Here is a 23,952-nt window from a genome sequence, read left to right on the forward strand (position 1 = left end):
CTCTGCCGAGGGCTTTTGTCCGTTGATATGGACGTTGGCTTTCTTGAGAGCTTGCAACAGACGCCGTCATCACAGGACGGCGTCTGTTTTTCTATCCTCACAGAAAGTCCTATAAACGGGACTTTGTTTGTGGTATACTATTCCAAAAAAGGAGGGAAGACTATGCCAAAGGGGACCAATCAGAAGCGAAAATTGATGGTTTTGGCCCGCTTTTTGCAAAAGCACAGCGACGAGGAGCACCCTCTCACCCTGGGCCAGCTCCAGGAGGAGCTGGAGCGGTGGAACGCCCCCGCCGAGCGCAAGAGCATCTACGACGACATGGAGCAGCTGCGGCAGCTGGGGTTGGACGTGCAGACCCGGCGAGGAGTGGGCGGCGGCTGGTTCATTGGACAGCGGGACTTTGAACTGGCGGAGCTGAAGCTGTTGGTGGATGCGGTGCAGTCCAGCCGTTTTCTCACCCAGAAAAAGAGCAGCGCCCTCATTGGCAAGCTGGAGTCTTTGGCCTCCGTCCACCAGGCCCGGCAGCTCCAGCGCCAGGTGTATGTGGACCGGCGCATCAAGACCATGAACGAGAGCATTTTTTACAATGTGGACCGCCTCCACGGGGCCATCGGGGCCAATCGGGTGATCTCCTTTCACTATTTTGAGATGAATATGAACAAGGAGCGGGTATTCCGCCGGGGCGGGGCGGAGTATCAGGTGACCCCCTACGGCCTCATTTGGGACAATGAGAACTACTATCTGGCCGGGTGGGACCATGACCGGGAGGAGGTGCGCCACTACCGGGTGGACAAGATGACGGACATCACCCTCACCGACCAGCGGGGCCGGGACCGGGGCAGCTGGGACCTGGAGGGGTACACCCGCCGCCACTTCGGCATGTATGCCGGACGGCCCTGCCAGCTGCGGCTGCGGTGTGCGGCGCCCCTGGCTGGAGTGTTTTTGGATCGATTTGGACAGGATATCATGCTGGTGCCCCAGGATGAGGAGCATTTTACCGTCACGCTGGACCTGGTGGTGAGCCCGCCCTTCTGGGGCTGGTTGTTCGGGCTGGGGGCGCAGGTGGAGGTGCTCTCGCCCGCCTGGGCGGTGGAGGAGTTCCGGCAGCGCCTGGACCAGGTGCAGGACGTCTACGACACGGCGAAAACCCAGGAGGCATAAGCCCAAAAATTCGGAGGGTTTGACAGGGGAAATAACCGGGAACCTCTTGAGAAAACCAGACTAGAATGGTATAATACAGCGATTAATGCTTAAAGCAGAGAAAGGATGCATGAATATGAACTACCGCGAGGAATTCATTCACTTTATGGTGCGCTCTGGCGTGTTGACCTTTGGCGATTTCGTCACCAAGTCTGGCCGTAAGACCCCCTATTTCGTCAACACCGGCAACTACAAGACCGGCGCTCAGGCCGCCCGACTGGGCGACTACTATGCCGCCTGCATTCAGGAGCACATGCCCGAGGGTATCACCGCCCTCTTTGGCCCCGCCTATAAGGGCATTCCTCTGGCGGTCACCGCTGCCGCTTCTCTGTACCGCAACTATGACCGGGACCTGCCCTACTGCTTCAACCGCAAGGAGGCCAAGGACCACGGTGAGGGCGGCTCCATGGTGGGCTACAAGCCCCAGGACGGGGACCACATCGCCATCATCGAGGACGTGGTCACCGCCGGTACCGCCGTGCGGGAGTCCATCGAGCTGTTCAAGCATGTGGCCGACGTGCACATCGACGCCCTGTTCGTCTCCGTGGACCGTATGGAGCGGGGTACCCGGGAGTGCACCACCCTGGACGAGCTGCGGGAGGACTACGGCATTCAGGTCTACCCCATCGTCACCATCCGGGACGTGATGGAGTGCCTGCACAACAAGCCTGTGGACGGCAAGGTGTACATTGACGACGCCATGCTGGCCCGCATGGAGGAGTACCTGGCCACCTACGGGGCCAAGGGCTAATGGGCGTGGCGGACTCCAGTTCCAAAAAGAAACCCGGCGGCGTGCACCAAGGGCACCGTCAACGGGTGAAACAGGAATTCATGGCCCGTGGTCTGGCAGGGATGCCAGACCATCGGGCCTTGGAGTTGTTACTCTTTTTCTCCATCCCCCAGGGGGATGTGAACCCGCTGGCCCATGAACTGGTGGAACAGTTCGGCTCTCTGGCCGGAGTGTTCAACGCCACCCGGGAGCAGCTGCTGGCGGTGAAGGGGATAGGGGAGAATACTGCCACCCTCATCCAGCTCATGCCTGCCCTGGCGGGGCGATATTTGGAGGAGCGCTCCAGCTTTGAGGGGCAGCTCACCGACAGCTGGCACTTCAAAGAGTTACTGATGCCCCTGTTTTTCGGGGCCCGCAACGAGATGGTGTACGTGGTGTGTATGGACGGGAAACAGAAGCTCATCTCCTGCCGCAAGCTAGGGGAGGGCGTGCCCGACCAGGTGGAGGTCACCGGGCGACAGGTGGTGGAGGCGGCGCTGGCCTGCGGAGCCACCCGGGTGGCCCTGGCCCACAACCACGTCTCGGGCATTGCCATGTGCTCGGCCCAGGACGTGCACACCACCAAGTACCTGGCCCAGCTGCTGCGGCAGGTGGGCGTATGCCTGGTGGACCATTTCGTCATCGCCGAGGACGAGATGGTGTCCATGCGGGAATCTGGCTATTTGACCGTTTGAGTGTGAAAGGGAAGAGGTGGAAGGATGAATCGGTTTGAAGTGGTATCGGAATACACCCCCAGCGGGGACCAGCCCCAGGCCATAGCGGCTCTGGCTCAGGGCATTGAAAACGGCTTGGACGAACAGACCCTGTTGGGCGTCACCGGTTCAGGCAAGACCTTCACCATGGCCAAGGTCATTGAGGCGGTGCAGCGGCCCACCCTGGTGCTGGCCCACAACAAGATACTGGCCGCCCAGCTGTGTGCCGAGTTCAAGGAGTTCTTCCCCAACAACGCCGTGGAGTACTTTGTCTCCTACTACGACTACTACCAGCCGGAGGCCTACATTCCCCACACCGATACCTTCATTGAGAAGGACTCGGCCATCAACGAGGAAATTGACCGCCTGCGCCTGTCCGCCACCGCTTCCCTGTTGGAGCGGCGGGACGTCATCGTGGTGTCCTCCGTGTCCTGCATCTACGGCCTGGGCGAGCCGGAGGACTTTGCCAGCATGATGGTCTCCCTGCGGGTGGGGATGGAGATTCCCATCCCGGAGCTGTTGAAGCGGCTGGTGTCCATTCGATACGAGCGCAACGACATCGCCTTCGAGCGCAACATGTTCCGGGTCCGGGGGGACACGGTGGAGATCTGGCCCGCCTACTGGAAGGACACTGCTCTGCGGGTGGAGTTCTTCGGGGATGAGATCGACCGCATCAGTGAGGTCAACGCCCTGACCGGGTCGGTGATTCGGCGGCTGAACAACATCCCCGTGTGGCCCGCCACCCACTACGTCACCCCCAAGGAGAAGATGGATGCCGCCATCCAGGAGATCTATAAGGAACTGGAGGAGCGAGTGGCCCAGTTTGAGGCGGAGGGCAAGCTCATCGAGGCCCAGCGCATCAAGCAGCGCACCATGTACGACATTGAGATGATGCAGGAGATTGGGTACTGCTCGGGCATTGAGAACTACTCCCGGGTCATTGAGGGCCGCCCGGTAGGCTCCCCGCCCCACACCCTGCTGGACTATTTTCCCAAGGATTTTGTGCTCTTCATTGACGAGAGCCACGTGACCTTACCCCAGGTGCGGGCCATGTACAACGGCGACCGGGCCCGAAAGACCTCCCTGGTGGACTACGGCTTCCGGCTGCCCTGCGCCTACGACAACCGGCCCTTGAAGTTTGACGAGTTTGAAACACGGCTCAACCAGGTGGTGTACGTTTCCGCCACCCCCGGCGAGTACGAGCGCACCCGGTCCGGGCAGGTGGTGGAGCAGGTTATCCGGCCCACGGGGCTGTTGGACCCCCTGGTGGAGGTGCGGCCCATCGAGGGACAGATGGACGATCTCATCGGGGAGATCAACCAGCGCACTCAGAAGAGCGAGCGGGTGCTGGTGACCACTCTGACCAAGAAAATGGCGGAGACCCTCACCGACTATCTGAAAGGGGCGGGCATCCGGGTGCGGTATATGCACCACGACATCGACACCCTGGAGCGCACCGAGATCATCCGGGACCTGCGCCTGGGCGAGTTCGACGTGCTGGTGGGCATCAACCTGCTGCGAGAGGGCCTGGACCTGCCCGAGGTGTCCCTGGTAGCCATTTTGGATGCGGACAAGGAGGGCTTCCTGCGCTCCGAGACCGCCCTCATCCAGACCATTGGCCGTGCCGCCCGAAATGCCCAGGGCCAGGTGATCATGTACGCCGATACGGTGACGCCCTCCATGGCTCGGGCCATCGCCGAGACGGAGCGCCGCCGCTCCATCCAGGACGCCTACAATCAGGAGCACGGCATTGTGCCCAAGACGGTGCACAAGTCGGTGCGGGAACTGATGACGGTGGCCCAGGAGGGCGAGGAGACCGCCAAGCGCTCCCGCAAGCTGACCGACAGCGAGCGCAAGGCCACCATCGCCCGCCTGGAAAAGGAAATGAAAGAAGCGGCAAAAATGCTGGAGTTCGAGCTGGCGGCTCAGCTGCGTGATCAGATTATTCGTCTCAAAGAGAAGGACTGAATCAATACCATGGCAAAGAAGAAAGAGGAAAAAACCAACGTCATGCGGGTTCTGGAACAGAAAAAGGTGCCCTATCAGGGCCACACCTATCCCCACGACGGGGAGACTGCCCCGGATGGGGTGAGTGTGGCGCGGAGTTTAGGCCAGGACCCTGCCTGCGTGTTCAAAACCCTGGTGACCCGTGGGGCCTCCGGGGGATATTATGTGTTTGACATCCCGGTGGCTGCCACACTGGACCTGAAGAAAGCTGCAAAGGCGGTGGGGGAGAAGTCGGTGGCCATGCTGCCCAGCCGTGAACTGCTGCCCCTCACGGGCTATGTCCACGGCGGCTGCTCTCCGGTGGGGATGAAAAAGCAGTTCCCCACTGTGTTCCATCAAAGCTGCCTGGACCAGGACACCATCTACGTGTCCGCCGGGAAGATCGGCTTTCAGGTGGAGGTGGCGCCCCAGGCTATTTTGGACCTGGTGCGAGCCACCACGGCCGACGTGATTGTGGAAGAATAGAGGAGTACAACTATGAACATGGTAACCTTAGGTAACACCGGACTGAAGGTGTCCGCCATCTCCTTTGGCGGCATCCCCATCCAGCGCTCCGACGCCGCCAATACCCTGGCGGTGGTGGACGAGCTGGAGAAGTTCGGCATCAATTTCATCGACACCGCCCGGGGCTACACGGTATCTGAGGAATATCTGGGTGCTGCCTTGAAGGGCCGCCGGGACAAGTTCATCCTGGCCACCAAGTCTATGTCCCGCAGCCGTGAGGCTATGGAGAAGGACATTGGCATCAGCCTGGGAAACCTTCAGACCGACTATATCGACCTGTACCAGATTCACAACCTGCCCTTGAAGGACTTTGACCAGGTCTTTGGCCCTGACGGGGCCTATGAGGCCCTGGCCCAGGCCAAGGCAGAGGGAAAAATCCGCCACATCGGCGCCACCGCCCACTCCCTGGAGGCCCTGCGCCTGCTGGTGGAGGAGCACGCCCACCAGATCGAGACGGTGATGTTCCCCTACAACATCGTGGAGATGCAGGGCCACGAGGTGCTGGCCCTGGCCCGGGAAAAGGGCATTGGCACCATCGCCATGAAGCCCATGGCGGGGGGCAACCTGGACGACTGGAACCTGGCCCTGCGCTTCATTGCCGCTTCTGGGGTCATGGACGTGTCCATCCCCGGTATGGGCAGCGTGGAGGAGGTGCAGCGCAATGCCCAGGTGGATTTGTCCGCCCCCTTGACCCAGGAGGAGCTGGAGGAATGCCAGCGCATCCGGGCCGAGCTGGGCACTCACTTCTGCCGCCGCTGCGGCTACTGCGCCCCCTGCACGGTGGGCATCAACATTCCCTCTCAGTTTCTCATGGCCAACTACGCCCGGCGTTACGGCCTGGTGGACTGGGCCGTGGAGCGGTACATGGTTCTGGACCATCACGCTGGGGAGTGCGTGGGGTGTGGAGCCTGCGAGACCCGTTGCCCCTACGAGCTGCCCATCCGGGAAATGCTCCGTGACGTGGCAAAGGAATTTGGCTGCTGAACCCAGCCCAACACTTGAAGGAGATCCAATATGATCGACCGTATTCTCATTAAGGGCGCTCGAGAAAACAACCTGAAAAACATTGACGTGGAGATTCCCCGGGACAAGCTGGTGGTGCTCACTGGCCTGTCCGGGTCGGGCAAATCCTCCCTGGCCTTTGAGACCCTGTACGCTGAGGGCCAGCGCCGCTATGTGGAGTCCCTGTCCTCCTACGCCCGCATGTTCCTGGGCCAGATGGAGAAGCCGGATGTGGACTACATCGAGGGCCTGTCTCCCGCCATCTCCATCGACCAGAAGACCACCTCTAAAAATCCCCGGTCCACCGTGGGCACGGTGACGGAGATTTATGACTATCTGCGTCTGCTGTGGGCCCGGGTGGGCACCCCCCACTGCCCCAAGTGCGGCAAGGAGATTCACCAGCAGACCATTGACCAGATCATCGACCAGGTCATGGCCCTGCCCATGGGCACCCGCCTCCAGGTGCTGGCCCCCGTCATCCGGGGCAAGAAGGGCGAGCACGCCAAGGTGCTGGAGGACGCCCGCCGCTCCGGCTACGTCCGGGTGCGGGTGGATGGTGCCCTCTACGACCTGTCCGAAGAGATCAAGCTGGAGAAGAACAAAAAGCACAACATTGAAATCGTGGTGGACCGCCTGGTCATCCGGGAGGACATCACCCGCCGTCTCACCGACTCGGTGGAGACGGCAGCGGGTCTGTCCGGCGGCGTGGTGCTGATCAACCTGGTGCAGGAGGACGAGGACCTGGTGTTCTCCCAGAACTACGCCTGCGAGGACTGCGGCATCTCCATTGAGGAGCTCACCCCCCGTATGTTCTCCTTCAACAACCCCTTTGGCGCCTGCCCCACCTGTACCGGCCTGGGGGCTCAGCTGAAGGTGGACCCGGACCTTATCATCCCCAACCGCAGTCTGTCCATTCTGGAGGGGGCCATCTCCGCCTCCGGATGGAACAACATCAAGTCGGACGGCATTTCCCGGATGTACTTTGAGGCCCTGGCCGCCAAATACCACTTCAACCTCACCGACCCCATTGAAAAGCTCACCCCCGAGGTGCTCGACATCATTCTGTACGGCACCAAGGGAGAAAAGCTCACCATTCACTACGACCAGCCCCGGGGCAAGGGAGTTCTGTACCAGCCCTTTGAGGGAATTGTCAACAACTTGGAACGCCGCTACAAGGAGACCCAGTCGGACGCCATGAAGCGGGAGATCGAGGAGTGCATGAGCGAGTCCCCCTGTCCCGACTGCCACGGAAAGCGGCTGCGCCCCGAGTCTCTGGCGGTGACGGTGGGCGGCATCTCCATCCACCAGTTCTGTGAGATGCCGGTGGACGAGGCCCTGGCCTTCCTGGACACCATCACCCTCACCGAGACCCAGATGATGATTGCCGACCGCATTTTGCGGGAGATTCGGGAGCGGCTGGGCTTTTTGAAGAGTGTGGGTCTGCAATATTTGACCCTGAGCCGTCAGGCGGGCACCCTATCCGGCGGCGAGAGCCAGCGCATCCGTCTGGCCACCCAGATCGGCTCCTCCCTCATGGGGGTGCTGTATATTCTGGACGAGCCCTCCATCGGCCTGCACCAGCGGGACAACGACCTGCTGCTGGGCACTTTGAAGCACCTGCGGGACCTGGGCAACACCCTCATTGTGGTGGAGCACGACGAGGACACCATGCGGGCTGCCGACTATATCATCGACATCGGCCCTGGAGCGGGCGTCCACGGCGGCCAGGTGGTGGCCTGCGGCACCGCCGAAGAGGTGATGAACACCCCCGGCTCCATCACGGGCGACTACCTGTCTGGGCGTAAGAAAGTGCCCATTCCGGAGCATCGCCGGGAGGGCAACGGCAAGGTGCTGCGGGTGCTGGGTGCTGCCGAGCATAACCTGCGCCACATCAATGTGGACTTCCCTCTGGGCACCTTCATTGCGGTGACCGGCGTGTCCGGCTCCGGAAAGTCCTCTCTGGTCAACGAGATTTTGTACAAGCGGCTGGGAGCGGAGCTCAACCGCACCAAGGCCCGGCCGGGCAAGCACGACGGCATCGAGGGCATCGAGTTTTTGGACAAGGTCATTGACATTGACCAATCCCCCATTGGCCGCACCCCTCGCTCTAACCCCGCCACCTATACCGGGCTGTTTGGAGATATCCGGGACCTGTTCGCCTCCACTCCCGACGCCAAGAGCCGGGGCTATGGGCCCGGCCGCTTCTCCTTTAACGTCCGGGGCGGCCGGTGTGAGGCCTGCGCTGGCGACGGCCTGTTGAAGATTGAGATGCACTTCTTGCCGGACATCTATGTGCCCTGTGAGGTGTGTAAGGGCAAGCGGTACAACCGGGAGACCCTGGAGGTGCGCTACAAGGGAAAGAACATCCACGAGGTGCTGGAGATGACGGTGGAGGAGGCCCTGGGCTTCTTTGAGAACCTGCCCCGGCTGAAAAACAAGCTCCAGACCCTCATGGACGTGGGGCTGGGCTATGTCAAGCTGGGCCAGCCTTCCACCACCCTGTCCGGCGGTGAGGCCCAGCGGGTGAAGCTGGCCACGGAGCTGGCCAAGCGTTCCACCGGGTCCACCATCTATATTCTGGACGAGCCCACCACCGGCCTGCACACTGCCGACGTGCACCAGTTGGTGGAGGTGCTCCAGCGGCTGGTGGAGGCGGGCAACACCGTGGTGGTCATCGAGCACAACCTGGATGTCATCAAGACCGCCGACTACCTCATCGACCTGGGCCCCGAAGGGGGCGCCGGGGGCGGCACGGTGGTGTGCTGCGGCACCCCCGAACAGGTGGCCCAGTGCCCGGAGAGCTACACGGGTCGCTACCTGAAAAAGATTTTAGAAGCAAATAAAGGAGAATAAAAGAATGGATTTGATGCAATGGCTCACCACCGACCTGAACGGGGAGTTCATCCTCACGCTGTTGGTGTCTATGATCCCTGTGGTAGAGCTGCGAGGAGGCATTCCCTTTGGCGTGGCGGCGGGTCTGCCGGTTTGGGCAGCCTACCTGGCGGCGGTAATCGGGAACCTGATCCCCGTCCCCTTCATCGTGGTGTATATCCGGCGTATTTTTATGTTCATGCGCCAGCATATGCCCCGGCTCAACAGCGTGGTGGATAAGATGGAGCAGAAGGCCCACCTGAAAAGCGCCGCGGTGCTGAAGTATCAGTATCTGGGCCTGGCCATCTTCGTGGCCATCCCCCTGCCCGGCACCGGAGCCTGGACCGGGGCCTTGGTGGCCGCCTTCCTGGACATGCGCCTGAAGAAGGCCATGCCCTCCATTGCGGGCGGCGTGCTGTCCGCCGGACTCATCATCAGCATTCTCTCCTACGGCGTCAAGAGCCTCTTTTAAGGAACGCTTTCTGTGACCACCCCCAACCTTTGGGCATAGAATGCCACAAAGGTGGTGGATGGTCATGGGAATGTATTTGGCCTTTACGGTGCTGGGACTGTTGGCGGCCTTTGGGCTGCTGACCCTGTGCTGGCTTCTCCTGGGGCGGCTGCTGCTCCCGGTTCCTCTGAACCTCACCGTCTCCCTGACCGGACACGGGGACGGGGAGGGGCTGGAACAGGGGGTGCGGGCGCTGCACTGGCTGCGCCGCACCGGACTGTGGCGGGGCGATATCCGCATTGTGGATGGAGGGCTGTCGCCCCGTGGTCTGGCTGTGGCCCGGCGGCTGGTGGAGGACTGCCACGCACAACTACACATTTAGAAACCCAAGCCCTCCAGAATCCTTCTGGAGGGCTTATATGAAAGGAATGATATGGATGGAAATTCAACAGGCCATGGACGAGCTGGAGCAGCTGCAAAAAAAGCTGTACGCTTACACGGTAGCCCAGTCCTCTCTGTACTTAGACGGGGTCACCGTGGCCCCCCGGGACACTGCGGCGGGCCGTGGGGTGGCCCTGGGCATTCTGGCCGGGGAGCAGCACAAGATTTTCTCTGACCCCAAGGTGGGGGAGATGCTGGAGACCCTGGCCCAGGCCGGGGAGCAGCTCACCGCCGAGCAGCGCCGCCAGGTGGAGCTGCTCACCCGGGAGTACCGCCAGCTCTCCCGCATCCCCGCCCAGGAGTACATGGAGTATGCCATGCTCATCAACGAAGCCGAGGATGTATGGCACCGGGCCAAGGAGACCAACGACTTCCCCCTCTTTGCTCCTCTGCTGGAGAAAGTGGTGGACTACAACCGCCGCTTTGCCGGGTACTATGACCCCAACAAGGCCCCCTATGACGCCCTGCTCAACGAGTATGAGCGGGGAATCACCATGGCAGAACTGGACCAGTTCTTTGCCACCGTGCGGGACAAGCTGGTGCCCCTCATCCATGCCGTGGGGGAGAAGGAGCAGCCCGATGTCAGCTTCCTCCACCGCACCTACCCGGTGGAAGACCAGCGGAAGTTTTCCGACTACCTCATGGAGGTGATGGGGCTGGACCGGGGCCACTGCGCCATCGGGGAGACCGAGCACCCCTTCACCCTGGGCTTCAACACCCAGGACCTACGCATCACCACCCACTACCTGGAGAATGACGTAGCCAGCTCCATGTATTCCGTCATCCACGAGGGGGGACATGCCCGGTATGAGCTGGACGTGAACCCGGACTATGACTACACCTGCCTCACCGGCGGGGCCTCCATGGGCATCCACGAGAGCCAGTCCCGGTTCTATGAGAACATCATCGGCCGCTCCCTGCCCTTTATTGAGGCCATCTTCCCCAAGATGCAGGAGTTCTTCCCCCAGCAGCTCTCCGATGTGACTGCCCAGCAGATGTACCGGGCGGTGAATATGGCCCAGCCCTCCCTCATTCGCACTGAGGCCGACGAGCTCACCTACTGCCTCCACGTGATGGTGCGCTACGAGATTGAAAAGCAGCTCATCGGCGGCACCCTGGCAGTGAAGGACGTGCCTGCTGAGTGGAATCGACTGTATAAGGAGTATCTGGGGGTGGATGTGCCCGACGACACCCACGGCTGTTTGCAGGATTCCCACTGGTCTGGCGGCATGATCGGCTACTTCCCCTCCTATGCCCTGGGCAGCGCCTACGGCGCCCAAATGCTGCGCAACATGGAGCAGGACGTGGACGTGTGGGGCAGCGTGGCCCGAGGCGACCTGAGCCCGGTCACCGGGTGGCTCACCGAGAAAATCCACCGCTATGGCTGTATGCTGGACCCCAAGGAGCTGGTGCAGCAGGCCTGTGGAGACTTCGACCCCACGGTGTACACAGACTATCTCACGGAGAAATACTCCAAACTCTACAACTTGTGAGGTGACCAATATGGCGTGGACATTGGAACAGATGGAAGAGCAGAGCCGTCAGGCCGTCTGCGAGCTGCTGGAGGTGTCCGGCATGACCCCCGGCCAGATTCTGGTGGTGGGCTGTTCCTCCTCGGAGGTGGTGGGGGGCCACATTGGCAAGGCCTCCAGCCTGGAGACTGCCCAGGCCATCTTTCGAGGGATTTGGCCTGTGGTGCAGGACAAGGGCATCTTTTTGGCCGCTCAGTGCTGCGAGCACTTAAACCGGGCCCTCATTATCGAGCGGGACTGCGCCGAACAGTATGGCTATGAGCCCGTGTGTGTGGTGCCCCAGCCCAAGGCGGGGGGCTCCTTTGCCACCACGGCCTGGCAGAACTTTGAGCACCCCGTGGCGGTGGAGCACATCCGGGCCCACGGCGGCCTGGACATTGGCGGCACCCTCATCGGGATGCACCTGAAAGACGTGGCGGTGCCCGTGCGCCTGAGCCTGGACCACATCGGGGAGGGGCTGCTGCTGTGCGCCCGCACCCGGCCTAAGTTCATCGGAGGCAGCCGGGCGGTGTACGATGGAGACCCCCGGTAATCGCCTGTTTGCGGGGGCAGTCATCCGGGGCGAGCGCCTGCGCCGGGACTGGAGCCAGGAGGGGCTGTGCCGTGGGATTTGCACTGTGTCCTACCTCTCCAAAATCGAGCAGGGCAAGGCGGAGGGCAGCCCGGATGTGATACGCCTGCTGCTGGAGCGGCTGGAGGTGCCCTGGTACGAGGACCAGGAGACCATGGAAGTGGGGGAGAAGTGGGTGGAGCGCTGCTATGAGGCGGTGCTGTCCTGCGACCCAGAGGACCCTGGTGATCTGGCCCCGGAGTTTGATGCCCAGGCGCCCCGGCTCGCAAGCAGCCCCTATGGGTTGGATGTGGCAGTATTGCGGGGCTTTGTCCACCCGGAACAGCCCATGGAGGACACCGGGCTGGAGGAGTATCTGGACCGCCGTCAGCTGGCCCTGTGGCGGGTGCAGCAGGAGCGCTACCAGGAGGCGCTGGACCTGTACCCCTGCGCCTATACCTGGTTGCGGGCAGGGATGGACCGCTATGTCCGGGGGGACAGCTACACCGCCGCGGTGGAGTGCCTGAGCCAGGCCTACCAGCGGGCCAGTGAGCAGGGGTATGTGCGTTTGATGCTGCTTGCCAAGCTGTATATGGGCAACTGCTACTGCAACCAGCTCCATTTGGAGCAGATGGAGGAGCAGTACCGGGTGGCACGGCGACTGGCCCAGGCCCTGGGGGATGAGAGCATTCTGCGCAGCATCGCCTATAATCAGGCTTCGGGATACCTGGAGTGCGGGGAATACCAGAATGCCTATGCCTATTTCTCCACGGTGGACGACCCCACGGTGATGGACCTGCACAAGCTGGCCCTGTGCTGTGAGAAGCTGGGGCTGACCCAACAGGCTTTGGAGGCCCTGGACCAGGCAGACGGGATGGACTGGGACTGGGAACTGGGCAGACAGATGTGCCATCTGGTGCGCTACCGCCTGGAGTATCCCGACTATCTGCGCCACACGGAATACGGGGCGCAGCTCTTACAGGTGTTCCAGGACTGCCAGACCCAGCTTCCCATCGGCTATGCGGCGTTCCACCTGCCCTGGGTGCTGGAGTGGTACACTGCAAACCGACAGTACCGCAACGCCTACGAGCTTCTCCGGAATTTTCCCATCAAACTGGATTTATAATCCATTAAGGCCCTTCCTTGGGAGAACATTTTCCCAAAGGAAGGGCCTTTTTCTACCCTTATACCCTGTGCTACCATGAATGTGAGGTGAAAGACATGAGACAGACCCTTTGGACGAAAAACTTTACCCTGGTCACCCTGGCCACCACCTTGGGGGCCGTGGGAGGCATTGCGGGCAGCTTCGCCCTGTCCTTTCTGGTCTTTGATGAGACGGGGAGCACCTTGGCCTCCGCCCTCATTCTGGCCATTCAGCTGGTGCCTTATTTTGTCATCCCTCTGTTTGCCGCCCCCTGGATGGACCGGATGCCCCGTAAGCCGTTTCTGGTGGGTGGGGACGTGCTCAATGGCATCCTCTACGGGGCGGCGGGGTTATACCTGATGTTCTGGGACTTTCACTACCTGGGGTATCTGGGCTTTTCCCTGCTGCTGGCCTCCCTGAGTGCCTTTGATGAGCTAGCTTATAACTGTATCTATCCCAAGCTCATCCCCAGCGGCCTGGAGGAGAAGGGGTATGCGGTGTCGGCAACTCTCTACCCGGTGCTCAAGGTCATCATGACCCCGGTAGCGGCGGTGCTGCTGGACACAGTGGGGGTGGCGTGGATTCTCCTCATCCAGGCCGGGCTGTCCCTGCTGGCGGCGGGGGTGGAGAGCCGCATCCAGCTGGTGGAGCATGTGGAGAAGGGGGGATCCCGGTTTTCCTTAGTGCTGTGGTGGGGGGACATCCGGGAGGCCGCTCGGTACCTGAAGCAGGAGAAGGGCCTGCGCAGCATTTACGGCTACATGGCAGTGACCAACGGAGTGGCCAGTGGATACTCTCCGCTGCTGGTGGCCTTTTTCCGCACCATGCCGGGGATGAGCGCCTTCCTGTACGGTCTGTTCTCGGTAGCGGAGTTCGTGGGGCGCAGCCTGGGCGGTGTGGTGCAGTACCGGGTGCGTATTCCCGACAAGAAAAAGTACGGCTTCGCCTTCTTTGTCTACCAGTTTTACGAGGTTATGGATATGTGCCTATTGTGGCTGCCCTATCCCCTGATGCTCCTCAACCGGGCCAGTGCAGGTTTTCTGGGGGTGAACAGCGCCACCATGCGCCAGGCAGCAGTGCAGCGGTACCTCCCTGAGGGGCTTCGGGCCAGAATCAACGCCTTTGAGAGCATGTGCATTATGGCTGCTTCCAGCCTGTGCAGCCTGGGGATGGGAGCGCTGGGGGAGGTGCTGGATGTGAGGGTGTGCGTCACCCTGGGAGCTGCCTTTACTCTAGTGGTGTGCTGGCTCACCATCTGGAAAAACCGGGCACAAGTGCGGCAGGTCTATCAGCCTGGGCGGGATGGAGAATGAAATGCATGGCTCTGGGATTTTGAGACAGAATACCAGAAAAGGAGGCGTACGCCATGGCTGTTCTCATACTCTGTCTCACCACGGTGGGGTCCTATGCCGCCAGCAGGGGTACTTTGACCTCACCACCATCCAGACGGCTATTTTTGAGTACAACGGTAAGCTCACCATTCTGCCAGTCACCACCCAGCGCCCTGTGACGCCCCAGGACCTGGACTTGAACCCGGACCAGGAGCTCATCTTCACTGAGCTCATCATGGACGGGCGCATTTTGGAGGACAACCTCCACCGCATGGGGCTGGACCGGACCTGGCTGGACAAGCAGCTCAAGCAGCGCCACATTTCCTCGGCCAAAGAGGTGTTTTTGGCGGTGTGTGACCGCAACCTGAAATTTGTGCTGTTCAAAAAATAGCGACAAGATACCCCCGGCTGTATGTATCGACAGCCGGGGGCATTTTGTCTAGAGATTCACGTCTTCCAGCCCGTTGGGGGTCAGTTTCAGCACCCGCTGGCACACCTGGGAGAGGTATTGCCGATCGTGGGACACGCTGAGGATGGCTCCCGGAAACTCCGCCAGAACCTGGCGAATCACCGGGGCGGAGAGGGGGGAGAAGTTGCGGGTGGGCTCGTCCAGCAAGAGGACATTGCTGCCACGGAGTACCATAGCCAGAAACAGCAGCTTGGCGCACTGGCCGCCGCTGAGGGAGGCGGCGGGATGGTCCATCTCCTCTGCCTGGTACTTCATGGACCCCAGCAGGGTGCGGGCTCGGGTGATGTCCTCCTTCCGCCCGGAGGGGGCCAGAATTTCCACGGGAGTCAGGCCCCGGGGCAGCTGGTCAAAGTAGTTCTGGGCCATATAGGCGGCCCGAATGTCGGCCCGGGGCAAAAGCTGGTCCGCCAACAACTTGAGCAGGGTGGACTTGCCCACTCCGTTGGGGCCTATAATGCCAATCTTCTCGGGGCCAGTCACCCAAAGATGAATATTTTGGGCCAATACCCGATCTCCAGCGGTGAGCTGGGGCAGGTCCAGGCGTAACACCGTTTTTCCGGCGGGCAGTGCAGCCTTGACCGGGTCAAAGGCGGCCAGGATGGCCTCCTCCCACTCAGGCATGGGGGTCATCTGTTCCGCCTCCCGCTGGAAGCGGCGGCCGATGGCCTGCACCGTGTGCATCTTCTTTTTCAGCAGACGGCCGCCGTGGGGGTCCTGCCGGGAGATGGTGGCCTGTTGGTGGTCCACCTTGTCCCGAATCTTTCGGTAGGTCTCCAGCTTGGCCTGGTATTGGGCGTGCTCCTTCCGGGAAATCTGCTCCTGTTGGGCAAAGGCCGCCTGGCGCTGGGTGGTATAGGAGGCATAGTCCAGGTTGGATACCGTGCACCGGGCGGTGGTACGGCGGCGCAGCCGCTCCAGATGGATGACCACGTTGGCGGTGCGGGTGAGCAGAAGTTGGTCGTGGGAGACGTAGAGGACGGGGACGGGGCAGGAGAGGAGAAATTCCTCCAGCCACTCCACGGTCTCCACGTCCAGATCGTTGGATGGCTCGTCCAGCAGGAGCAGGTCGGGCTGGGCTATCAACAACAGGGCCAGGCGCAGCTTCACCCGTTCACCCCCGGACAGGGTGGACATGGGCCGCCAATCGTAGAACAGCCCCTCGTCCAGCCCCAGCTGTCGGGCGGTACGGGAAATCTCTCGGGGGTCGGCGCTTTCAAAGGCGGGAGTGGAGCGGCAGTAGTCCAGCACCGATAGTTCCAGCGCTTCCGGGGGCAGCTCCTGGGCCAGATACCCCTTGCGGCATCCGTGGTCGATGACCTCTCCCGTCCAGTCGGCATAACCCTCCACCAGAGCGGGGTCATACAGAAGCTTGAGCACCGTGGATTTTCCGTTTCCCTCCTCGCCGATGATGGCGGCCCGATCTCCGGGGCCCAGCACGAAGCTCAGGTCGTCCACCAGGACCGTGAGGTCCTTTTTGTGGGTGATAGTGAGGTGTTTTACTTGCATCATGGTCAATCGCTCCTTTCGCAGCAAAGAAAAAAGTCTGTCCTCGCATGACACGAGGACAGACTGACGCAACGAAAGGCAAACCCTGTACAAAGGGAGAACATCTCCCCAGACAGAGTGGTCAGTAAACTGTTCCTCGCGTCACGAAAACCAAGGCCCATGGCTTCATGGACCAAACACTGGTATACAATCATGACAGGAAACAGTTTACTTGTTCATACTTTCACCCTTTGCGTATGAGATTAAAAATAGTGTAGCACAGATAAAATCTGCCGTCAAGAGAGGGCGGCTCAGGCAGTGTGGTGCAGCCCATCTTCCAAGCGCCGGAACAGGCGGCTGAGAGTGACCACGGCCGCAATGGCCAGAATGACTTCGGCACAGAACTGGGCCCAGGCCAGGCCATACAGGGGGAAGAGGCGATTGAGAATGTACAGGGCGGGAATTTCCAATACTACCTTACGGAGAATGGCGAAGATCAGGGAGTTCCGTCCCAGGCCGCAGGCCTGGAAGACACCCACCGCCAAGAAGTCGGTGGCAAAGAAGGGGAGAGCCAGACACATGGCCCGCAGGAAGGAGCTGCCGTAGGAGACTACCTCCGGGTTGCTCATAAACAGAGTGATGAGCTGGGGACTGAAAAGGAAGTAGCAGGCGGTGACCACCACCAGGAAGGACACGGAGATTTTGGCGGTAAAGGTGATGCCGTGCTTCATGCGCCGGTAGTTTCGGCTGGCGTAGTTGTAACTCACCAGTGGCATGAGGCCTTGAGACAGGCCCATGGCCACATACATGGGCACCATGTAGATTTTGTAGGAGATGCCCATGGCGGCCACGGCGTTGGCGCCAAAGGGAGCGGTGAAGTTGTTGAGCACTGTCATACCCGTGACGTTGAGCAGGTTTTGGATGGAGGCGGGGATGCCCACGCCGCACACCCCTTTGACGATGTCACCTTGGAAGGTGAAGTGCTTGGGGTGGATGCGCACAAAGGTGTTTCCCCGGCGCACCCACAGCAGGACAAAGAAGTACAGACAGGCCACACAGTTGGAGATGCAGGTGGCCAGACCGGCTCCGGTAGCTCCCATGTGGAAGCCCCAGGGGAGGATGAAGATGGGGTCCAGAATGATGTTGAGCAGACATCCACTCATGGTGCCGATGCTGGCGTGGAGGGAGGCGCCTTCTGAGCGCACCAAGTAGGCCATGACTACGTTCAAAATGGCGGGAACAGCCCCCAGGCCGGTGGTCCAGGTCAGATACCCGGTGGTGCTGGCGGCGGTCTGGGCGTCGGCGCCCAGCACCGTCAACAGGGGCACACGCAGGAGAAAATAGAACACCGAGAAGAGCATACCGCAGAGAATGGAGCAGTAGAAGCCAAAGGCAGAGCTCTTATACACGGTGTCGTAATCTTTTCGACCCAGAGCGCGGCTCATCATGCTGGAGCTGCCCACGCCGAAGAGGTTGTTGACGGCGTTGAAGGCCAACAGAACCGGAGCCGCCAGGGTGACGGCGGCGTTTTCTATGGGATCATTGAGCATACCCACAAAAAAGGTATCTGCCAGGTTGTACAGCACCATCACCAGGGAACTCATCACCGTGGGGATGGCCAGGGTGGCAATGGCCTTGGGAATGGGAGTGGATTCAAAGAGCTGGGTTTTGTCGTTGGGGTTCAAGGGTAAAACTCCCCTCCTTTAAAAATTTGTATTATTTTATTATACGCCTTTCCCCAGAAAAGGGCAAGATAGGGAGGGGCGCCCGTGGCACAAAGAGGGGAGCATCATACTTTCGGCCGATTTACGAGTCGCCTTTTCGTGTATTAAAATACCCGCATTGGAACAGAAAGGAGCAATTGTTTGATGAAATCGACCAATGGAAAAGGTGGTCTGGTGAAAAAACTGCTGGGGGTGGCGGTATCGGCGGCTCTGTTTTTGTGCCTGATACCCATGGCCGGAGCGCAGTCTGAGAATGGGACAAGCTATGTGGCTCTGGGCGACAGCATTTCCTCCGGGTACGGGCTGGAAGAGGGTACCTTGAGTTTTGCCCAGCGGGTGGCCCAGGACAATGGCCTGGAGTTGACCAATCTGGCCCAGGATGGAGAGACGGCTACCTCTCTGCTGGACAAGCTACAGACAGACCAGGTTTCCGCAGCGGTTTCCCAGGCGGATATCATTACCATAACGGTGGGCGGCAATGATCTGATGAACGCCCTGTATGCTTACCTGACCGATGCATATAACCAGCGGAATCCCGAGACTCCCACCACCCAGGAGGACATGAAGAATGCTGTCATGGGGGGAGATATGGGCGTTCTCACCTTTGCCCTGGAAGTAGGACCTGGGTTTTCCAATTCGGAGCGGGCCACCCAGGCGCTGGCCGACTTTCATACCCACTTGACCCAGATGGTCTTGGATATCCGCGCGGAGAATCCCCAGGTTCAGTTGGTGGTGGTGGAGCAGTACAACCCGTACAGCTATTTGGTCAAGGAGCTGTCCAAAAATCCCATCTTCGCCAGCTCGGCCCAGAGCCTGTGCGCAGCCTTTGGGGCGGGGGTGACAGACATCAATGACGTGATCGCTGCGGTGGCACAGCAGCAGGAGTGTGTGGTGGCCGAGGTGTATGATGCCTTTGAAACCGCCCAGGAAAACCCCTGTAACGCCTCTGTGTCCATGCCTGTGAAGCTGAACCTGGATTTCCATCCCAATGCGTACGGACATGGTCTCATTGCTCAGCAGGTCACCGAGCTTCTGGCCCAGCAGGTCATCGTGCCTCCGGAAGATGCGGTGGTGGAAGATCAGCCCCAAGAAGATCCGGGCGATCCTGCCGCAACCTACAACCCGACGGTGGAAGAGCCAGACCCCGCCCAGACGCCGGCACCCCCAGTCCAGACGGAGGACGTTTTCCAGGTGCAGCAGCCTCCGGCGACCGGAGACACCAGCGATCTGGTGATCTGGATGATTCTGGTGTGTATCTCGGGAGCCTGTCTGGTAGCAGTTACCATTTTGCTGAACCGACGCAAGGGTGGCAAACATGAATCCTGATCAATCATGAGAAAGACAATTGCCGGTGCACACAACCTTCACAGGAACTTTACACGAGTTGGATGGCGAGTCGCAGGACGGGAGACTATACTGGAGACCATAGACTAGGAAGAATCTCTAGGAGTGGTGATTGTTATGCTGCCTTGTCAGAAGACCTGTCCCAGCTACCGAGAGGGGTGCCACAAGACCTGTGCCAACTGGCTGTTGTTCCAGCGCAGGCAGAAGGAACAGCGGGAGGCCAAGAAGGCCTATCTCCGCTACCACATGGCCCGGTGCACCCAGGCGGTCCACCAATTGGAGAGCCTCCAGGTGCGTCGCCAAGTATGGTAATACCAATTGTAGAGAGATGAAAAGCCCCCGCCCTTCGGTTTGCGCCGGAGGGCGGGGGCTTTTGACGACTCAAGGGGGGCTTGAGATCGTTGCAAGGGGATTACTGGTCGGCCTCGTCCTTGCGGCGGGTCACCACATAGGCGGCGCCAGCCAGGGAGATCACGCCAGCAGTGGCCCAAGCGGCCAGATGGCTGTTATCGCCAGTCTGAGGCACCTTCTCGGGCTTGGTGGTGGCCTCAGGCTTGCTGGAAGCTTCGGGCTTGGCAGAGGCCTCGGGCTTGTCGGTGGTCTCGGGAGTGCCATCGGCGGTGAGGCCGTCCATGGCGGCGGTGAGGGCAGCCACGGCGTCGTTCACAGTCTTCTGATCGTCCACAGACAGGCTGTTGTCCGCCATCACAGCCTGGGCATTGGCCAGAGCGGTGCGGAAGGTGGCCACAGCCTCAGCGGGATAGCCGTCCAGGTTCATGTTCTCGGCCTGGTTGATGAGGTCATCCAGGATGGACTTGTCGGCCTTGAAGCGCTGGGCCATGATGGCCTCCAGCAGCTCATCACAGGCGGTCTCTACCTCAGCCTGGGTGGCGTTGGGATTGTCATAGACGGTCTGGGCCTTCTCCAGAGCATCCAGCAGCATCTGCCAGTTGGTCTCCACGTACTTGTCGGCATTCTCTACCATGCCGTTGGCACGGTCGATGAGCAGCTCCAGCATGGACTTGTCGCAGCGCAGCTGCTGAGCCTCAATGGCCTCCAGCAGGGCGGCATAAGCGGCGTCTACCTCATACTGCAGAGCGTCGGGGTCAGCGGACACGGCTTCGGCCTTGTCCAGGGCATCCAGCAGCATCTGCCAGTTGGTGTCCATGTACTGGTCCTCGTTGGCCACCATTTCCTTGGCGCGCTCAATGAGCAGGTTCAGAGCTTCCTTGTCACCCTGGGTGAAGTCCAGCAGGTGCACAGCCTCGAACAGGTCCTCAGTGGCCTTGTCCACCTCGGGCTGGGTGGCGTTGGGATCAGCCAGAACGGCCTTGGCCTGGTCCAGAGCAGCCTGGTACTTGGCAGCCACGGTGGGAATGAGGTTGCTGGTATCCTGGGCAGCGGCATAGTCATACACCTTTTGCAGCAGGGCCTTGCTGGCCTCGGTGGCGGGCTCGTCGGTGTCGGTCAGCTGGTCGATGGCAGTACGCAGGGCAGCCACGGCCTCAGCAGTGTCCTTGCTGTCCTCAGCGTACAGCTTCTGCACCTCGATGAGGGCGTCGATCATGGTGTTGACGGCGGCCACATCCTTGCCGGTGATGTCGATGGCCTCAGCCTCGGCGATGATGTCCCGGACGGTGGTGTCCTCGGGAATCTGCTCGTAGGTGAACTGAACCTCGGAGATCTGATACCAGTTCTTCTTGGTGGCAGTGAGCAGGACGCGGACGTACTTGACCACGGTGGAGTCAAACTCGATGGTGGTGTCAGAAGAAGAGCTGTCCAGGTGGCCCACGGTGGTCCAGGTCTCCTTGTCGGTGGACACCTGAACGTCGGCACCCTCCAGGATGTCAGCGCCCACGTTGCTGGGCTGCACCACGCGAATCTGAGACATGTTCACAGCCTGGGGGAAGGTGAACACGAACTCCTTGCCAGCCTCCTGGTTCTTCTCGAACCAGCACCAGGTGTTCAGGTTGCCGTCCAGCATCTTGTCATAGCTGTAGCTCTGATAGTAGCTGTCGGTGGCGGTGACGGTGGGAGTGTTGCCGTCGGGCAGCATGAGAGCGGCCTTGGCGGTGTTCACAGACTCCAGGGCGGCGGCCACAGCCTGGGCGTCATTGCCCTGGGAGTACAGAACCTCTTCCGCGGCGTTGACAGCGGCCTTGTACTCGGTGTAGCCGGACTGGTAGCCGATGTCGGTGAGAGGGAACTGTGTCTCCACATACAGAGCGAAGTTCTTGAGCAGAACGGCCTTGGCCTTGGCCTCGGTGAGGGCGGCCAGAGCCTCGTCCACTGCCAGCTGCTCGCTGTCCTCCTGGTCATACACGGCCTGGGCAGCGTCCAGAGCGGTCTGGTACTCGGCGAAGGTGGCGGGGATGTAGTCGGCGGCGTTGAGCTTGGCCTCCAGCTCAGCGCCCAGGTCGGTCTTGTCGGTGAACAGGGTGTAGGTGAAGGTGTACACGTCGCCTTCCTTGGTGTAGGTGCCGGAGACGGTGCCCTCGCTCACCAGCTTGTAGCCGTAGATGTCGTCGGCGGTGAAGGAGTAGTCGTTGCCGATGGTGCCATACTTCACCACGTCCTCCTTGAGCACCTTGCCGGTGTCGCTGACGTAGCGCAGGGTGACGGTGCCCAGGCTCTCAGCGCTCTGGAACTCACCGGAGTCGGGGAGGGTGGAGCCCTTCTCAAAGCCGGCCACGTTGCCCAGCACCTGATAGTTCTCCTTGAACTGCTCGAAGTTGATGGTGGCGTTGCTCTCCACGTTCCAGGCCTTGGAGGCCAGAGCACGCAGCTCGTCGGCGATGTCCTCGGTGATCACGTCCTCATCCACCAGGGTGGGGTTATCGCACCAGATGGCCATGGAAGTACCCTTGATGGAGGGGTGGTCGTCGGCAATGGTGTTGGACTGGAACTTGCCGGGGGTCCAGTTCTCGAAGATGTTCTTGTCCTGGTTCAGGACGTCGAAGGAGTGCTGCTCCCGGCCGTCGGTGGGCTTATCGTTGCGCAGCACATAGTAGAAGAAGCTGGCGTTGACGTTGTAGATGGTGTCGTGGCCCTTGTTGATGAAGGTCTGGAGGTTGGCGATGTCCCGGTTCCAACCCATCTGGGACCAGAAGTCTACACCGATGTAGTCGTGCATGACAATGCGCTGAGCGCCCTCCCAGGAGTTCTCGCCGTAGTACAGGCCGTCGTTCCACACACGGGGGGTGAAGCCCTTGGAGTAGACATGCTCGGCCAGCTCGTTGATGTAGTTGGCCAGCACGTCCTTCCACTGGTACTCAGAGCCCAGGGTCTTCTTGGCGTAGTCGTTGAGCACGCTCTTGTACTCGGTGGTGAAGGGGGCGCGGTCAAACTCCATGTACTCGTCGCCGCCGATGTGGAAGTCGGTGCAGCCCTCAAACAGCTCCATGTACTCATCGTACAGAGAGTAGATGTACTCCACAGCCTCAGGGTTGGTCACGTCCAGACCGGACTTGTAGTGAGAGCCCTTGTTGCTGATCTGGCCATACTCGGGGTGGGCCTTGAGGATCTGGTCCACATGGCCGGGGCTGTCAAAGGAGGGGATGACCTTCACGCCGTACTTCTCAGCCTCAGCCAGAATCTCCCGCACCTCGTCCTTGGTCAGGTACTCGTCGGAGACGATGGCGGGGTCGGTCTCACACTCAATGCGGAAGCCCAGGTTCTCAGAGAAGTGGATCTGGATGGCGTTCATCTTCAGGAAGGACATCTCACGGATTTGGCGGATGAACCAGTCCTTGCTGATGTACTTACGGGCACAGTCCACATGGAGACGGCGCTCGGCCACGTCGGGATAGTCCACGATGGTGCCGTAGGGCAGACCATCGTTGGCCACCATGTAGTTCTGGATGGTGCGCAGGGCGTACATGACGGCGTTCTCGCTGGCGGCGGTGATGACCACGCCGTCGGCGCCGATGTCAATGCGGTAGGCCTCGGGGCTCTCGGAGCCGTCATAGAGGGAGCTGTCGGTGTCCAGCTTGATGAGCACATCAGCGGAAGCCACGTCCTCCTCGTTGGCGTACACCATGGTGAAGGGGGTGGAGGAGACTACTTCCTTCTCCACAAACTCGGAGTTGACCAGCTTCACCACTTCTGCCAGGCGCTCGTTCTCCACGTTCTCCTGGGTGGCCAGCACGGCCAGGCGGGTGGAGGGAGACATCACCCAGGTCTGCTGGGAATCGTCCACGGTGTACTTCTGCACAATGGGAGTGACCAGAGTGGCCAGCTCCTCACCGCTGCGCACGTTCATGGACACGGAGGTGTTGTTGGTGGCCCGGGCCTGGGGCAGGGTGAAGGGGGCGGACAGGCTGAAGGTCAGGGCGGTGGCCAGTGCCAGGGCGGCCACCCGTTTGTTCTTTGCTTTCATTGTTTCAAATCCTTTCCGATGTCAGGTTTCTGCACCG

The 23,952-nt window shown here is 60.6% G+C and carries 19 protein-coding genes; 16 read left to right on the forward strand and 3 right to left on the reverse strand.

Going from position 1 to position 23,952, the window contains the following annotated elements; translation table 11 throughout:
* Positions 1–162: 162 nt before the first annotated feature.
* The 14 genes from E0L15_RS06155 to E0L15_RS06220 all read left to right on the forward strand — a co-directional run bounded on the left by E0L15_RS06155 (position 163) and on the right by E0L15_RS06220 (position 14,906).
* Positions 163–1,161, forward strand: a complete 999-nt coding sequence (locus tag E0L15_RS06155) for a WYL domain-containing protein (RefSeq protein WP_087230975.1) — start codon at positions 163–165, stop codon at positions 1,159–1,161.
* A gap of 115 nt (positions 1,162–1,276) precedes the next feature.
* On the forward strand, positions 1,277–1,951 hold the full coding sequence (gene pyrE / locus E0L15_RS06160; protein WP_087230972.1) for an orotate phosphoribosyltransferase: 675 nt from the start codon (positions 1,277–1,279) through the stop codon (positions 1,949–1,951).
* Positions 1,952–2,016: 65 nt separating this feature from the next.
* A complete protein-coding gene (locus E0L15_RS06165; protein WP_347565976.1) occupies positions 2,017–2,664 on the forward strand; it encodes a JAB domain-containing protein in 648 nt (215 codons plus the stop codon).
* Between the two features lie 24 nt (positions 2,665–2,688).
* Positions 2,689–4,650, forward strand: coding sequence for an excinuclease ABC subunit UvrB (uvrB, locus tag E0L15_RS06170; protein ID WP_168124934.1), 1,962 nt, complete (start codon positions 2,689–2,691; stop codon positions 4,648–4,650).
* Between the two features lie 9 nt (positions 4,651–4,659).
* Positions 4,660–5,154 carry a Cys-tRNA(Pro) deacylase gene (gene ybaK / locus E0L15_RS06175; protein ID WP_087230963.1) on the forward strand — a complete coding sequence of 165 codons (495 nt, stop codon included), beginning with the start codon at positions 4,660–4,662 and terminating at the stop codon, positions 5,152–5,154.
* A gap of 12 nt (positions 5,155–5,166) precedes the next feature.
* Complete coding sequence (locus E0L15_RS06180) at positions 5,167–6,177, forward strand: aldo/keto reductase (RefSeq protein WP_087391316.1); 1,011 nt, start codon at positions 5,167–5,169, stop codon at positions 6,175–6,177.
* A gap of 30 nt (positions 6,178–6,207) precedes the next feature.
* A complete protein-coding gene (uvrA, locus tag E0L15_RS06185; protein ID WP_168124935.1) occupies positions 6,208–9,048 on the forward strand; it encodes an excinuclease ABC subunit UvrA in 2,841 nt (946 codons plus the stop codon).
* A 4-nt stretch (positions 9,049–9,052) separates the two neighbouring features.
* Positions 9,053–9,538, forward strand: a complete 486-nt coding sequence (locus E0L15_RS06190; protein ID WP_347565977.1) for a small multi-drug export protein — start codon at positions 9,053–9,055, stop codon at positions 9,536–9,538.
* 64 nt (positions 9,539–9,602) lie between these two features.
* On the forward strand, positions 9,603–9,899 hold the full coding sequence (locus E0L15_RS06195; protein ID WP_168124936.1) for a hypothetical protein: 297 nt from the start codon (positions 9,603–9,605) through the stop codon (positions 9,897–9,899).
* A 55-nt stretch (positions 9,900–9,954) separates the two neighbouring features.
* Positions 9,955–11,451, forward strand: a complete 1,497-nt coding sequence (locus E0L15_RS06200) for a carboxypeptidase M32 (RefSeq protein ID WP_168124937.1) — start codon at positions 9,955–9,957, stop codon at positions 11,449–11,451.
* Between the two features lie 10 nt (positions 11,452–11,461).
* Positions 11,462–12,022, forward strand: a complete 561-nt coding sequence (locus E0L15_RS06205; RefSeq protein ID WP_168124938.1) for a TIGR01440 family protein — start codon at positions 11,462–11,464, stop codon at positions 12,020–12,022.
* Positions 12,006–13,166 carry a helix-turn-helix transcriptional regulator gene (locus E0L15_RS06210; RefSeq protein WP_168124939.1) on the forward strand — a complete coding sequence of 387 codons (1,161 nt, stop codon included), beginning with the start codon at positions 12,006–12,008 and terminating at the stop codon, positions 13,164–13,166. The genes E0L15_RS06205 and E0L15_RS06210 overlap by 17 nt, the downstream gene beginning before the upstream one ends.
* A gap of 95 nt (positions 13,167–13,261) precedes the next feature.
* Complete coding sequence (locus E0L15_RS06215) at positions 13,262–14,497, forward strand: MFS transporter (protein ID WP_168124940.1); 1,236 nt, start codon at positions 13,262–13,264, stop codon at positions 14,495–14,497.
* 19 nt (positions 14,498–14,516) lie between these two features.
* Positions 14,517–14,906: a DUF421 domain-containing protein gene (locus tag E0L15_RS06220; protein ID WP_243155410.1), complete on the forward strand. Its 390-nt coding sequence runs from the start codon at positions 14,517–14,519 to the stop codon at positions 14,904–14,906.
* Positions 14,907–14,954: 48 nt separating this feature from the next.
* Here the strand turns inward: E0L15_RS06220 and E0L15_RS06225 are convergent, their stop codons facing one another.
* Complete coding sequence (locus tag E0L15_RS06225) at positions 14,955–16,493, reverse strand: ATP-binding cassette domain-containing protein (protein ID WP_168124942.1); 1,539 nt, start codon at positions 16,491–16,493, stop codon at positions 14,955–14,957.
* Between the two features lie 287 nt (positions 16,494–16,780).
* Positions 16,781–18,154, reverse strand: coding sequence for an MATE family efflux transporter (locus E0L15_RS06230; protein ID WP_243155411.1), 1,374 nt, complete (start codon positions 18,152–18,154; stop codon positions 16,781–16,783).
* A gap of 183 nt (positions 18,155–18,337) precedes the next feature.
* Between E0L15_RS06230 and E0L15_RS06235 the strand changes: the two genes are divergently transcribed.
* Positions 18,338–19,519, forward strand: coding sequence for a GDSL-type esterase/lipase family protein (locus tag E0L15_RS06235; protein WP_168124943.1), 1,182 nt, complete (start codon positions 18,338–18,340; stop codon positions 19,517–19,519).
* Between the two features lie 135 nt (positions 19,520–19,654).
* The gene (locus E0L15_RS06240; RefSeq protein ID WP_087230932.1) at positions 19,655–19,849 is read left to right on the forward strand and encodes a hypothetical protein; all 195 of its coding nucleotides are present in this window, start codon (positions 19,655–19,657) and stop codon (positions 19,847–19,849) included.
* A gap of 100 nt (positions 19,850–19,949) precedes the next feature.
* Here E0L15_RS06240 and E0L15_RS06245 read toward each other — a convergent pair whose 3' ends face one another.
* Positions 19,950–23,915 carry a family 20 glycosylhydrolase gene (locus E0L15_RS06245; RefSeq protein ID WP_168124944.1) on the reverse strand — a complete coding sequence of 1,322 codons (3,966 nt, stop codon included), beginning with the start codon at positions 23,913–23,915 and terminating at the stop codon, positions 19,950–19,952.
* Positions 23,916–23,952: the final 37 nt, after the last annotated feature.

The sequence above is a fragment of the Pseudoflavonifractor sp. SW1122 genome (assembly GCF_012027765.1).
In the GTDB taxonomy this organism is placed as follows: Bacteria; Bacillota; Clostridia; order Oscillospirales; family Oscillospiraceae; genus Enterenecus; species Enterenecus faecium.

What these genes read in the sequence shown, in the direction of transcription:
- E0L15_RS06155 (WP_087230975.1), top strand. Translation starts at nt 163, where the DNA reads ATGCCAAAGGGGACCAATCAGAAGCGAAAATTGATGGTTTTGGCCCGC.
- pyrE (WP_087230972.1), top strand. Translation starts at nt 1,277, where the DNA reads ATGAACTACCGCGAGGAATTCATTCACTTTATGGTGCGCTCTGGCGTG.
- uvrB (WP_168124934.1), top strand. Translation starts at nt 2,689, where the DNA reads ATGAATCGGTTTGAAGTGGTATCGGAATACACCCCCAGCGGGGACCAG.
- ybaK (WP_087230963.1), top strand. Translation starts at nt 4,660, where the DNA reads ATGGCAAAGAAGAAAGAGGAAAAAACCAACGTCATGCGGGTTCTGGAA.
- E0L15_RS06180 (WP_087391316.1), top strand. Translation starts at nt 5,167, where the DNA reads ATGAACATGGTAACCTTAGGTAACACCGGACTGAAGGTGTCCGCCATC.
- uvrA (WP_168124935.1), top strand. Translation starts at nt 6,208, where the DNA reads ATGATCGACCGTATTCTCATTAAGGGCGCTCGAGAAAACAACCTGAAA.
- E0L15_RS06190 (WP_347565977.1), top strand. Translation starts at nt 9,053, where the DNA reads ATGGATTTGATGCAATGGCTCACCACCGACCTGAACGGGGAGTTCATC.
- E0L15_RS06195 (WP_168124936.1), top strand. Translation starts at nt 9,603, where the DNA reads ATGGGAATGTATTTGGCCTTTACGGTGCTGGGACTGTTGGCGGCCTTT.
- E0L15_RS06200 (WP_168124937.1), top strand. Translation starts at nt 9,955, where the DNA reads ATGGAAATTCAACAGGCCATGGACGAGCTGGAGCAGCTGCAAAAAAAG.
- E0L15_RS06205 (WP_168124938.1), top strand. Translation starts at nt 11,462, where the DNA reads ATGGCGTGGACATTGGAACAGATGGAAGAGCAGAGCCGTCAGGCCGTC.
- E0L15_RS06210 (WP_168124939.1), top strand. Translation starts at nt 12,006, where the DNA reads ATGGAGACCCCCGGTAATCGCCTGTTTGCGGGGGCAGTCATCCGGGGC.
- E0L15_RS06215 (WP_168124940.1), top strand. Translation starts at nt 13,262, where the DNA reads ATGAGACAGACCCTTTGGACGAAAAACTTTACCCTGGTCACCCTGGCC.
- E0L15_RS06225 (WP_168124942.1), bottom strand. Translation starts at nt 16,493, where the DNA reads ATGATGCAAGTAAAACACCTCACTATCACCCACAAAAAGGACCTCACG.
- E0L15_RS06235 (WP_168124943.1), top strand. Translation starts at nt 18,338, where the DNA reads ATGAAATCGACCAATGGAAAAGGTGGTCTGGTGAAAAAACTGCTGGGG.
- E0L15_RS06240 (WP_087230932.1), top strand. Translation starts at nt 19,655, where the DNA reads ATGCTGCCTTGTCAGAAGACCTGTCCCAGCTACCGAGAGGGGTGCCAC.
- E0L15_RS06245 (WP_168124944.1), bottom strand. Translation starts at nt 23,915, where the DNA reads ATGAAAGCAAAGAACAAACGGGTGGCCGCCCTGGCACTGGCCACCGCC.